At 48.2% G+C, this 13,088-nt stretch carries 11 protein-coding genes; 1 reads left to right on the top strand and 10 read right to left on the bottom strand.

Annotated elements, in window-relative coordinates:
* Positions 1-13: 13 nt before the first annotated feature.
* From NSQ46_RS14895 to NSQ46_RS14850, 10 genes are all read right to left on the bottom strand, one after another.
* Positions 14-376, bottom strand: coding sequence for a hypothetical protein (locus NSQ46_RS14895; protein ID WP_007128143.1), 363 nt, complete (start codon positions 374-376; stop codon positions 14-16).
* A gap of 1,012 nt (positions 377-1,388) precedes the next feature.
* On the bottom strand, positions 1,389-2,234 hold the full coding sequence (locus NSQ46_RS14890; protein ID WP_342576930.1) for a hypothetical protein: 846 nt from the start codon (positions 2,232-2,234) through the stop codon (positions 1,389-1,391).
* Positions 2,235-2,355: 121 nt separating this feature from the next.
* The gene (locus NSQ46_RS14885) at positions 2,356-2,934 is read right to left on the bottom strand and encodes a sigma-70 family RNA polymerase sigma factor (RefSeq protein WP_007128146.1); all 579 of its coding nucleotides are present in this window, start codon (positions 2,932-2,934) and stop codon (positions 2,356-2,358) included.
* Positions 2,935-3,168: 234 nt separating this feature from the next.
* Complete coding sequence (locus tag NSQ46_RS14880) at positions 3,169-4,512, bottom strand: FAD-dependent oxidoreductase (protein ID WP_007128147.1); 1,344 nt, start codon at positions 4,510-4,512, stop codon at positions 3,169-3,171.
* Between the two features lie 192 nt (positions 4,513-4,704).
* Positions 4,705-5,508, bottom strand: a complete 804-nt coding sequence (locus NSQ46_RS14875; protein WP_213615713.1) for an undecaprenyl-diphosphate phosphatase — start codon at positions 5,506-5,508, stop codon at positions 4,705-4,707.
* Positions 5,509-5,626: 118 nt separating this feature from the next.
* Positions 5,627-6,403, bottom strand: coding sequence for an NAD(P)-dependent oxidoreductase (locus NSQ46_RS14870; protein ID WP_342576929.1), 777 nt, complete (start codon positions 6,401-6,403; stop codon positions 5,627-5,629).
* A 181-nt stretch (positions 6,404-6,584) separates the two neighbouring features.
* A complete protein-coding gene (gene thrS / locus NSQ46_RS14865) occupies positions 6,585-8,492 on the bottom strand; it encodes a threonine--tRNA ligase (RefSeq protein ID WP_342576928.1) in 1,908 nt (635 codons plus the stop codon).
* 620 nt (positions 8,493-9,112) lie between these two features.
* Positions 9,113-10,567: an Msr family ABC-F type ribosomal protection protein gene (locus tag NSQ46_RS14860; protein ID WP_007128151.1), complete on the bottom strand. Its 1,455-nt coding sequence runs from the start codon at positions 10,565-10,567 to the stop codon at positions 9,113-9,115.
* 533 nt (positions 10,568-11,100) lie between these two features.
* Positions 11,101-11,457: a hypothetical protein gene (locus tag NSQ46_RS14855; protein ID WP_232239373.1), complete on the bottom strand. Its 357-nt coding sequence runs from the start codon at positions 11,455-11,457 to the stop codon at positions 11,101-11,103.
* Positions 11,458-11,480: 23 nt separating this feature from the next.
* Positions 11,481-11,963 (bottom strand): SRPBCC family protein, encoded by a 483-nt coding sequence (locus tag NSQ46_RS14850; RefSeq protein ID WP_007128154.1) that lies wholly within the window; start codon positions 11,961-11,963, stop codon positions 11,481-11,483.
* 172 nt (positions 11,964-12,135) lie between these two features.
* Between NSQ46_RS14850 and NSQ46_RS14845 the strand changes: the two genes are divergently transcribed.
* Positions 12,136-12,951, top strand: coding sequence for an AraC family transcriptional regulator (locus NSQ46_RS14845; protein WP_007128155.1), 816 nt, complete (start codon positions 12,136-12,138; stop codon positions 12,949-12,951).
* Positions 12,952-13,088: the final 137 nt, after the last annotated feature.

Raw genomic sequence — 13,088 nt, 5'->3', positions numbered from 1 at the left:
AACCTTCCTGCATTTAGTTAGTGTTCTCACCGCGAATCATCGCTCCCTTCGCTGGTGACTCAGTGCTTCCGCAACCGCAATCCCAGTCTTCTCCTACCACTTTTAACATGAAATAAACCATTCGAAACTGGTGATCTTTGTGGATCCCCTCTTGAATAAATCTGTCCTTCATGATGCTTAATATTTGCTGTGAAAGGAACTGTGTCGTATTTTGCTGCAAGAACCGTTGGTACTCCTCGCTTCTCTCGAGAATGAATGATTCGAATGCATCCAGAATCACGATTGGTTCCGCACCGTTTCTCAGCAGCTCCTCGACATACGGCATCTTCAGTCTCGATAGACGGTCCAACAGAAATTCTCGTTGTATATCGTTCAACGAATATCCTCCTCTCAATTATCGATACTGAATACCACTTTCTTGATCCTTAGCAACAGACACAGAAAAACTCATTTATACCAACAAAACCGTTACAAGCTGCACCGGCGGGAGGAGGTACGCTGGATTCGCAGCGAACCGATATGCTAGAGAAGTTATCAACTCGTATGCTACTAAACGTTTGCGATATGGGTTCTTCAAGCACGCTGCCCTCACTTGTTACGACTACTAACACAGGCTGGCAGGGATTGGTGTTTGGCTGGAAGCTTTGGAAAAAGATAATGACGGTTTCCGGTGCGGACGCCGATAGATTTTCAAAATAGGTTGTACTTGTGCCGCAAGGAACGTCAAAGTTTGTTGAGTTGTTGAATTGTTGAACCGTACATGTAACGTTATCCCCGTTATTCATATTGCTAATTATAGTGTTTGTGTTCGTCTCGATGGTATTGTTCAAACTGGCGTTTAATGTGTTCAAAGAATTAATCAGGCTAGCATTCAAGTTGTTGTCCGTGTTGCTGATTACCGATGTTAGGCTGTTAATATTATTGTTCAAGTTCGAGTTGATGCCGGTGAGCTGCGTATTAATGGTGTTAAGGACGTCGACGACCCTGGTAAGCTGCGCTTTACTTCGTTTCCTTTTTATGCGAATACCTGATCGTTCGCAGCTCTTACTGTCCTCCTTCTTTGTTGTACCCAACCCTGATCACACCTTTCGTTCACTTTTAAGCATGTGGACGTTTGAGATGACCCTCCATCTGTCTAGAACCAGCATACACAGGTGCCACTGCCCTGGTCTGTGCGAATGCAGGATGGCAGTCCGCGGATATTTCGGTACAAGCGCCGCAGAAGTGAGAATCCCTCTTAATTGAAGAATAATGCTGCTTAAACTGTCTAAGGCGCAGGGAAGTAACCCTGCGCCCAAATAATACATGGATGTATTCATTGTATCTTGCATGGCTCCGGGCTGAATCTCCCGGAAACAGTAGATTCAATTAACCTCGCCTGCATCAGCCTACAGATTTTTCGCAGCCTCCATCAACTGCTCTTTCGTCATAGCAGGCGAGTCGCTGCCTAAGCGATAGATGATCGACTCGCCGTCTTGTTCAATCATCCAGCTGATTTCTTGGTAGAAATGACTATCGGTATATACATAGGCATCGTTTTTAAAATAATGAGCCCCGTGTCCATTTAGGTCCAGCTCTTCATATTCAGCTGAAGGCGGGGCTAACGACTGTATTTTCACTTTGGAATCGGGTGCATTTTCCATGATCAAATATAGCGTCTCTTGATCTGCATTGCGATACACGGTGGTGTACGTTAACAACGGAAATGAGGCTGGTACGGAAGTTTTTCTCCATATAAGGTCCTTTCCTGTCTCCTCACTTTCGGCCTTTAACTCTTCCAGTAAAGCTGCACTATCCGTTTCGGAGCCCACATAAGCGCCGAAGGGAGAAAGCTCCATTCCTCCCGCGAACCTGTACGTTCCAAGCAAGGATTCCGGAGGCATCCTATCAAAATGACGGTCCATTAATGCCTTCCGCCAGACATCCAGGTCCTCGTTCACATCCGGTTGCGAGACCGGAATGAACGGCAAGCTCCTGACGTTGCCCAAATCGGTTAAATAGATAACGGCCGATTCTCCCGGGTTCAACTGGGTCTTCACCTCATTTCGGGCCTTGCTGATCCGCTCGAGTTGAGCCTTGCTTAACTTTAACTCCTCCAGCGTTTCGGCAGACATCGTCATATTGCCTTTCGTCTCCTCAAAGAGCAGCGTTCGACCCGCATAAGCAAAGCCGCTGACGACCGCAATCAGTAACATGACCATTACTGCCTTTGGCCATCTCCGTCTTCTTCCCATCGATTGCACTCCAATCTCCTCCCGCATTCGCTCCCTGTATGCGTTCATTACTCGGATATCTATGGAAGGAGGACACACGACGTTTTTATCATTTTGTTGAAAATCATCTTTCAATTGCTGCTCAATAGACATAGCCGTCCCGCTCCTTTCTGTGGTCGCGCTGACCATACATATGGCGCAGGCGCTTCAGGGCATGATGGTGCCTTGATTTTACCGTCCCTATCGGAACCTTCACCAAGTCGGCGATTTCTTCAAGCGTCAAATCCTGATAATACCTGAGGACGACAACCTCTTTAAGCTTCAAAGGCAGCGCTTCGAGCATTGGAATCAGCTCCAACCGATCACTCAGGTGGGATACTCGATCTTCCAACGCCAAAGGAGGCGGTTCGGAAAATACTCCCTTCACCCTTTCCAGCATACGACTCCTTCGCCAACTTTTTCGCTTCCAGTTACGAACTTGCCTGATAATCAAGCCGTTGAACCAAGAACTGAATTTCTGCCCCTGCTCATAATTGTCCAGACTCTTGATCAGCTCGATATATACCTCGCTCATAATGTCCGGAACCTCTTGTTTGTTGGGAGCCAAGTAGTAGATTAATCCGTATGCCTGATCGCGCGTTAAATCATAAACTGCCCGGAACGCTTCTTCATCTCCCTGGCTCATCCGGATGAGCCAAGGTTTAATATCCATTTCATTCATAGGGCCGGCCTCCATTGTAAGACTTACACTTGATATTGGCTCCATCGCCCAATAAGGTTCAAATTTGATGTTACAAAAATTTTTGATAGAGGGCATGCCACCCCTTTTGTTCGAAATTGCAGCATCGGGTAAGCCTGCTCTTACCCTACGAAAAAACGCAGCACTCCTGCTGCGTTTCATCGAAAATATGAAGTTAGGGTCATCATTGGTTTATCGCTATATATCTGACTAGCGTCAAAGCCCCAGTTCCGCTTCGCCCGCAAGAAGTGCCGCCTGCAAGCGATCAATGGGCACATCCGCAGTGCGGCAATCGATACGAGCCGCCAGAGCCGCCGCCGCGCCCGCCGCTTCGCCTATGGCCATGCAGCTAGGGGTCAGACGCGTCGTTGCTTGCGCTTCATGCGTAGTCGAAATACAACGCCCGGCAAGCAGCAGATTATCCACATCTCGTGGAACGATGCTGCGGTAAGGAATGTCATACGCACCGCCTTCACGGATGAAGTTAGCCGTAACGCCCGTCCCTTCCGGGTTGTGGATATCGATCGGATATCCGCTTCTCGCAATGACATCAGGGAACCGCCGCCCATCCAACACATCCATGCCGTTCAGCACATATTCGCCAAGGATTCGTCTTGTCTCCCTGATGCCGATCTGAGTGCCGACTGCGCTGATAACGGCGTTCTCAAACCCCGCGATATGTTCCCGGAAAAACCGTTCGAGCAGGAGCACCTGTTTCCTGCCTTCAATCTCTGCAGAAGTAAGATGTTCCGCATCCGTCGGATCCAATCCCGAGACGCGCGATACGTTAATCAACACTTCATCCGGACCCGGTCCGGTAAAGAATAGCACGCCATCCCTAGGAATCGGCAATCCCGCCTCTTCCCATTCTTTGTAGAATCCCATCACACCTGTCAGCGGGAGCTGATCAAGTTCGGCGATTAATGACTTTTCATAAAATTGTTCCGGATTGCGCTGCATGTATGCCTTCACGGCATCGAGATTAACGCCGCGCATGCGAAATTTCATTGTCATCGGCTGCACTTTCCGGTTCTGATTCCCCTGCTCCCAAGCCGCACCGGCGGCAAAGGCAACATCTCCATCGCCCGTCGCGTCAACGAATACTTTGGCTGCGATTCGCCTGCGACCGCTTTTATTCTGAACGGTTACCTCCGTAATGCGCTGGTCTTGTACTTCAACATCCGTAACAAATGAATGCAGCAGCAAGTGCGCTCCGGCTTCTTGCAGCATGTCAAAGGCCAGTACTTTATACACTTCCGGATGATATGGGGTTAACGAATATACAAAACCGACCGTATCCCGCAAATGTCCCGGAGATGCGCCGAGCAGCATCAATCGGTCCACTATTTCTTGCGCGACGCCCTTAATGACCTGTTCTCCGACAGCCGTGTGAAACGTCATCCAAGGGTAAACCAATGCCACGGTAGACATTCCCCCAAGAAAGCCGTAACGTTCGATAAGAATCGTACGCGCTCCGTTCCGGGCCGCGCTGATTGCTGCAGCGATGCCGGCCGGTCCTCCTCCGAGAACTGCGACATCAAAGCGTTCACTCTGTTGCAACCTGATCCCAACCTCTCTTGTACAACTTGTGACGAGCCTGATGGGCTAACGATTCTCTTCTCTTCCTATTGTTAGTCCATCGATGAATTGATATTGCTGATTTTTGTTTATTCTTCATATTCGATAAAGCAATCCTCAATCCTATCTGAAAACCAAATATTAATAAAGAAAAAAAGAGCGGAACAATCCCGCTCAAAGTATGATGATAAAATAGAAGATCGCTGCCAAGACGAAACGATATAGAGCAAACCATTCCAAACGAAGCCGTTTAATCAGTTTGATAAACGTCACGACTGCAATCATTGCCACAAGAAAGGATGTCACAAAGCCAATCAACATCAGGACCAAATCGTCTGAGCTTAGCAAATCCCGACTATCGTATAAATCCAGTAAGGTTGCGCCAAACATAACCGGCACGGAAATGAGGAACGTAAAATCTGCGGCGGCTTTCTGGCTGGTGCCAAGCAAAAGACCGCCTGAAATCGTCGAGCCCGATCTCGAGAACCCCGGCCACAATGCCAAACACTGGAACAGGCCGATCCCGAAGGCTTGTTTATAATTTATCCGATCCATCGTATCGGCGGTTTCGGTTCTCCTGCTCCGTGCAGCAATGATCATCAACACGGCTCCGGCCACTAAACCGATCAAGACAGGGGTTGGGCCGAACAAATGGCTTTTTATCGTGTCCTTGAGCAGGAGATATACGATTAGTGCAGGTAACATTGCCAAAATCATATGTATGACATTTAGTCCTCGACTACGAGAAAAATCCATTCGAATCAGATTAGTCCCAATCGCCAAATATCTCTTCCAATATAGGATGAGAACGGCCATGACCGCACCCAGCTGTATAACGATTTTAAAAGTTGTGGCAGCGTCTCCCTCAAAGTTTAGCAAGCTGCCAGCTAAAATCAGATGTCCAGTAGACGATACCGGTAAAAATTCGGTTAAGCCCTCTATAATGCCGAGTATGATTGCTTTAACTACATCACTCATTAATGGATATCCCCCTTCGGAAATCTAACATTTCCAGTATAAGGGGGACATCCAACGTTTCCCATCGATTCATATAACAAAATTCCATTTCGAGTGACAACATTGTCACATAGCTCATTTACGCTTGCTGTCCACCCTGATAGATCGTTTCATCCTGACGCACGTTCCGTCCTGTTGCCTTGGCCAGCTCAAGCAGCTTTGTCGCATCATCCTCAGGTTTGTATCCGATCAGTTCCTCCAGATAATCGATGTTGTAGTAGTTATCACTGTTGGCTGAGGTGCCGTACAGATTCAAATATTTCAGCTCGTCATCTGCTTCAATACAACAAACGATCAATGAAAGCATATCACGCTCCGATATCCAGATATGACCCGCACGCTCAGAATGAGGACGATCATCCCCAGGAAAGTTGCCAATACGAATATTGAACGAGGAGATCTTGCCTTGATCCGAGTAAAGCCTGCCCAGCAGTTCAATATAACATTTGCTGAGACCATAAAAGCTATCCGGACGGTATGGATCATGGGGACCAACCTTCTCGTCAGTCCTGTAATATCCGGTTGCGTGATTAGAGCTGGCAAATATCATACGACGCACGCCGTTTTGTACCGCCGCCTCGAATAATTTGTAGGCACCGCTCACATTCCCCGCCAGGACCTTGCCGAGAAAATCCCCGTCGTCCTTGATCCAGGCAAAATGAATCACCGTGTCAATCCCCTGCGTTAGCTCTGCCAGCCGGGCTTCGTCACCGATGTCCATTTGTACAATGCCCAGCTTCTCGTCCGCTTGTATATCAGCTCCGACAACGTCATACCGATTGTCTTGCTGCAGTCCCTTGAATACGACGCTTCCGATAGTACCTGCCGCACCCGTGATTAACAGTTTGCGTTTCATCTCCTCTAACCCCTCTCTCGCTTCATCCTCACCTGATTGCTGTCCTGTTAGTTATTACCCGCGTGGAAAAGGATGTATACGGAAATTTCGGGAGCTGTTGATTCCGTACCATTTCGCTAGACGAAATGCCGTCCGGGATGATGAGAGTGGACTAAGCAGAACCATTGCCGAACCATCGCTATCACTTTTTCTCGCGGATCTCGTTCAAAATTTGATCCATGAAATCCTCCACTTGCTTAACGCCAAGGTCTCCTTCGCCGCGTTTCCTGACAGCGACGGCTCCGGAGGCAACTTCGTTTTCTCCGAGTACGAGCGTGAAAGGAACCTTCTGCAGCTGTGCTTCCCTGATTTTATAGCCTAATTTTTCGTTGCGCCCATCCACTTCTGCCCGAATCCCCGCATCCCTCAGCGCTTCCTTTACTTGAAGGGCATAATTGAGTTGGTGATCCGATACCGGCAAGAGTTTGACCTGAACCGGGGCGAGCCAGAGCGGAAACGCGCCGCTATAATGCTCTGTCAAAATGCCGACAAACCGGTCGACCGAGCCGTAGATCGCGCGATGAATCACTACCGGCCGATATTTCCGGTTATCTTCCCCGATGTACGAAAGATCAAATTTCTCCGGCATTTGAAAATCAAGCTGGATCGTTCCGCACTGCCAGCTTCGTTTTAAGGCATCAAGAATGTGAAAATCAATTTTGGGCCCGTAAAATGCGCCATCCCCTTCATTCAATCGGTAAACGATCCCCATGCGATCCAAGACGTTTCGAAGTGCCGATTCTGCCTGGTTCCACAATTCCTCGGAGCCCATTGATTGTTCAGGCCGGGTCGACAGCTCGATTGTGTATTCAAAACCAAACACCTGATAAATCCGGTCGATCAACCCGATAACTCGGCCGATTTCATCCTCGATCTGATCGGGTCTGACGAAGATGTGCGCATCATCCTGACAGAATGTGCGAACTCGCATCATCCCGTTCAAGGCACCCGAAAACTCGTGACGGTGTACTTGGCCGAATTCGGATATTCGAATCGGAAGCTCTCGATAGGAATGCAGGCTGTTTTTAAAAATCAGCATATGTCCAGGACAATTCATGGGCTTCAGCGCAAATTTTGTTTCGTCGACCTCGGTAAAGTACATGTTTTCATGGTAATGATCCCAGTGGCCGGATTGCTCCCACAGCTTCTGGTTCATCATGAACGGAGTGCGGACTTCTTCGTAATCCTGCTTCCTCTGTTCTTCACGCGAGAAATGTTCAAGTTCATTACGGATAATCATTCCCTTAGGCAAATAAAAAGGCATGCCGGGCGCTTCTTCGGAAAACATAAACAATCCGAGCTCTTTGCCCAGCTTCCGGTGATCGCGCTTCCTGGCTTCTTCGAGCATTTGCAAATGTTCATCCAGCTGAGCCTTTTTGGGAAACGCCGTTCCGTAAATCCGCTGAAGCATTGGATTGTTTGAATCCCCACGCCAATATGCTCCGGCAACGCTCATTAATTTAAATGCTTTGATTCGTCCTGTAGACGGCAAATGCGGTCCGCGGCAAAGGTCGAAAAACTCGCCCTGATCATAAATCGAAATAACCGCATCCTTGGGCAGATCATGAATCAGCTCCAGCTTTAACGGATCTTCGCTGAAAATCTGTACCGCTTCTTCACGACTGATAACTCGGCGAACAATGGGAAGATCCTCTTGCACGATCCGCTCCATTTCCTTCTCGATGGAAGAAAGGTCGTCGGTTGTTAATGCTTTTCCGAGGTCGATGTCGTAGTAAAAGCCATCGTCGATGACAGGTCCTATTCCCAGGTTGACTGCTTGATTCCCGTATATGCGTTTGATGGCCTGCGCCATTACGTGTGCCGTGCTGTGTCTGAGGATTTCGAGTCCATCCTTACTGTCAAGCGTAATGATTTCGACCTGACAGTCCTCCTTCATCATCCAGTTTAAATCGACCGGTGCGCCATTGATTTTTCCCGCTACCGCATGTTTCATCAAGCTTGCACCAATGGACTTCGCGACTTGTTCAATTGTCGTGCCCCGATCATATTCCCGTATATCCCCATCGGGCAGCATTACTTTCAATTTCATGAGAAATCCTCCACTCCATATCGATATTTTTGAACGCAAAAAGGCGCACTTGTCCGCAAGGGACGAGCGCGCTCGTGGTTCCACCCTAAATTTGACCCGCCGTAATCGCGAATCCTCATTGGATCCTGTAACGGGAATACCCGGCGAAGTATACTCTCAAGGATAAACCTTGATTTCCATATCGCAGCTGCAAGGTGGTAAATCCTTAGGGGTGCCGAAGAGGATTTCAGCCCATGTCCTCTTTCTCTGAACGGCCCTTGGTTAAGGATTCATGTCCTTGGTCATCGCTATTCTTTCTTTCGTTTTCAATCTCACGCAAAAAAGCGCACTGATCCCGCAAAGGGACGAGTGCGCTCGTGGTTCCACCCTAATTCGACCCGCTTATAAAGCGAATCCTCATTGGATTCTGTAACGGGAACACCCGGCGAAGTTTACACTCAAGGATCATCCTTGATTTCAACATCGCAGCTACAAGGTGGTAAATCCTTAGGGGTGCCGAAGAGGATTTCAGCCCATGTCCTCTTTCTCTGAACGGCCCTTGGTTAAGGATTCATGTCCTTGATTACAGCTTTTATGTTTTTACATGGTACTTGAAATATTTGCCGGCGTCAAGCTGGAAGTTACTCCAATCGAACAAGCCCGCCATCCTTCACTTCATACACCTGATCGGCGACGCCTTCGAGCAGGCGAACATCGTGGGATATAAATAGGATGGTGCCTGTGTAATTTCGCATCATCGTCTCAAGCGCTTCCACGGCTGGAACGTCCAGAAAATTGCTTGGTTCATCCATAAGCAGGATGTTATAGCGCCCAAGCAGCAATTTGGCCAGCTGGAGCTTGATGATTTCGCCCCCGCTTAATACTGACAGCTCTTTGCGAACATCCTGCTGCGTGAACCCCATGGACGCGAGTACCGCTCGAATGTCCGAAACCGGGTATTCACAGTTTTCCTGCATGAATGCCATGACGTTCTGATTCCGATCGAACTTGTAACCGGTTTGGACAAAGCAGCCGATTTCCGCCTTGGGCGATAATGCAATACCGCTCTCCCGATTGCGGATCATGTTGAACAACGTCGTTTTTCCTGCTCCATTTGCGCCCGTGATTGCAATTTTTCCTCCAAGCGGGAATTGGAAGGACATATTGTCGAAGATCACCTTATCACCGAATCGTTTGCAGATATCCTGCCCTGCAATCGGAAATGGATTGTGGAGCTCCAGCGCTTTGCTCTGTCGGAACTGGACATTTCGCATGGCCTCGGGGGCGGTAACTTCGCCAAGCGCTTTGATTCTCCGTTCCGTATTTTTGACTGCGTTATGGAGCTTTTTTTGTTTGCTCCCTTGGGACTTTTGATGGCCGAGGCGTCCGCCGCTTTCCGATCTGATTTTGCTGTTCGTTCCCTTTGAATCAAGCTTCCGAGCCTGATTTTTCTTCTCGATGATAACCTGCTCCAGTCGCTCCCGCTCTGCCACGTATTGTTTATATCGGGTTACTTGGCTTTGTCGTTCCTCTTCCTTCTGAACCAAGTAATCGGTATATCCTCCCCAATATTCGGTGATCTTTCCGTCTCTCAGCTCCCAGACCTTATCGACAACCTGGTCCAGGAAATAACGATCGTGACTGATGATGAGCAGAGCTCCGGAATAATGTTTAAGCTGGTTAACGAGGAAGTCGATGCCGCCGCGATCCAGATGAGATGTCGGCTCGTCGGCAAATATGCCGTGCGCTTCGCCCGACAGTGCCTGTGCAATTTTTAGTCGTGTTTCTTCCCCGCCGCTCATGGTCTCGGCTTGCACTTGGTTGATGCCTAATCTGCCAACGATGGCGTAATCCTGCACATCTTGGACGACTACCTCATCCAATTGGGGGAGATAGGTAAACGTTCCTTCCCTTGCAATCTTGCCGTGCTGTACAGGCATTTTGCCTAGCAACGCTTTGAGCAGTGTACTTTTTCCAGCTCCGTTGGCACCAACCAGACCGATTCGATCAAACTCATATAACTCCAAATGGTCGATATCGAGCACAGTGCGTCCCAGATATTCCACATAAAGATCCGTTGCTTTTATCAACAACATTTAAATACCTCCTTCGAAAATCGCAGTTTCCGTCGTTTCGTTCGCAGGTTGGACCTGCGATTTGCAAAGAGAGGATTATATAAAGAAGAACCAGTGTATCCTATGCATCCTCATGCCTCCTTTTCATATCAATGACTTTGACGTTACATTGCCAGCAGGAGAGCAATAAAAAATGCAGATTCAAGTCCACGTGTGGGCTTGAATCTGCATGGGTTACGTGCCAGAACAGAGCGAAATAAGGCACAGCAAATATGCCGTCCAGGTCGCAATCAATGTCCTCATACGTAAAAATAAGCAGCTCAAAAAAAGCCCACACGAGTGGAAATCCGCTTCTTTATCGCATACTTACCATAAACGCATGGAGTGAACCATTGATCGCAATCCTCCTCTTCTTTAATAGCCGTATCTTAACATCATCGGCTTCAACCGTCAATTGATACGCTTCCTGATATACAGTTAGTTTACATGTCCGCATGATCTAACCCTAACGGTTTAACTGCAAGAACGCATTCTCTTCCCCGCTGGAATCACCTTCAAATCGCCTCCGCCCTAATCAATTCCAGCCAATGTTCAAGCGTTTCTTTAATCTCAAAGCGATTTCTAGACCGCATTTCCTTTAATGTATCCCAGTTATCATTTACGACCACCAACAGATATTCTCCGCTGGCACTCGAATCCGGTGACCAACCTAAGTCGATAATCAATCTCTCCTGCCCGCTTTTGGGCACGATCCATTCACCTTTCTCCAGCCTCATCTGAATGATTTGCAGCAGATCCTCGGTGAAATAGTGCCAGTTCTTGATAAATCCATCTGCATCGGGCTCAGGTTCAACATCATAGAACTTATTGTAGCAAACGGCAAAACCTGCCGGAATTCGAAGCTCCATCATTTCCAATGTTCATGTACTCCTTATCAATGTCCGCCAAGCTTCTCAAACTCTTTTTTATACAATTCATATTTAACCGCCCACGCATCTTTGCGGGATTCCATCGTTCTTTCATCAAGCAGCGCCTCGATGACATCCAGGCATACATCCCATCCGGCAATGTCCTTAGGCGTATGGTCCGTGATGCTCGTGATTCGCTCTGTCAGCACCAACCGGCAGCCGCCTCTTTCCGGATGCAATTCGAAGCGGACCCGGTCCTCACCCCACGTATATTCCAGAACGGACAGCTCTTTGTAATCGGTAATCTCAAATACCTCGAATGTTCCGTCCTGCATATCAAAAGTAATGGTTCCGCCCAAACGCAAGTCTTCCACCTTGAGTTCAGAAAACCACCTTGTCAATTTTTCGTTATCCGTCAGGTAAGACCAAACGTTCTCCACGGAATGCTTCAATGTGCGTTCGAATCGGACCCTTGTTCCAAACTCGTCTTGCTCTACCACAGCCAACATTATATAACCTCCTTCCCGTTATCGACGATCTCAAACTTTTAGAATGACTCCATTGACATTAAGGATAAACTGCGCTTTCCTTAATTTAATAGAATTATAGCTCCATATGCAGCTATTTCATACCTGCCATGGTCCTTCATATAATTTTCGATTAGGAAAGGAGAACACTTCATTGTCCGGAATTACCTTTGTTCGTAACCCCGATTTGCCGTTCCTGGAGCTTAAGCACTGCGATTCCCTAGATCATTTGTCGTACAAAAAACATTTTCATGAGGAGCTCTCCATCGGTTTGGTTGAGGAGGGAACCACACGCGTCTGGTCAGAAGGACAGCAGTTCCAGGCTTCAGCGGGACAGGTCGTCTGTTTTCCCCCGCTGGTCCCTCATGCCTGTCATCCGGAGAATCCCTCCATTTGGAAATATACGATGATATTTATTCATCCCGAATGGTTTGCCGATGTTCCTTGCGATCTTCCGATCCGCCGTCCCCATTTCCCGGTTCTTCTCCAAGGGGCTCGGGGGAGCCAATGCCGCCAATTGATCCTTGCTTGCAGATCGCTGCTTCACGAGGATGCCTCGCCCTTAGAGATTGAGTCGATGCTTCTGGAATTAATGCATTTAACGAAGGTCATATTGCAGCCCTCAACCCCCGTCTCGGACATGGAACGTGCAGCCCCCGCCGTTCTGCAGGTCAAGTCATATCTCGATCTTCATTTCAAAGAGCGCATTACGCTGGATACACTCCAAGAGATCTCGGGTATCAGCAAATTTCATCTGATTCGTCTGTTTAATGCGACATTTCACCTTGCTCCCCATGCCTATCAAAATTTACTGCGCATCAATTATGCCAAGCGGGAGCTGTTAAGCGGCCGGCCGATTGCCGACGTCGCTTTTGATGCCGGATTCTACGATCAAAGCCATTTTACGAGAACTTTTTCAGGCTGTGTCGGCACGACTCCGCTTCAATATATAAGGGCAGCTACAACCTGACCGCAATTTTTTACAAGACCGCCTTGCGCACGAATTGTACAATCGAAAAAAATCGAGGGTGCCTTGACGAGAATGATCAAGGGCAATCAGGGAAGAAAACCCGTCAATACGGGTTTCTTCCCGAGAGTGTCCTCAGC

It is taken from the genome of Paenibacillus sp. FSL M8-0142, assembly GCF_038597315.1.
GTDB classification, from domain to species: Bacteria; Bacillota; Bacilli; order Paenibacillales; family Paenibacillaceae; genus Paenibacillus_AQ; species Paenibacillus_AQ lactis.
The sequence above is the reverse complement of the archived record's forward strand: the minus strand, read 5'-3'. Positions and strand labels throughout refer to the sequence as shown.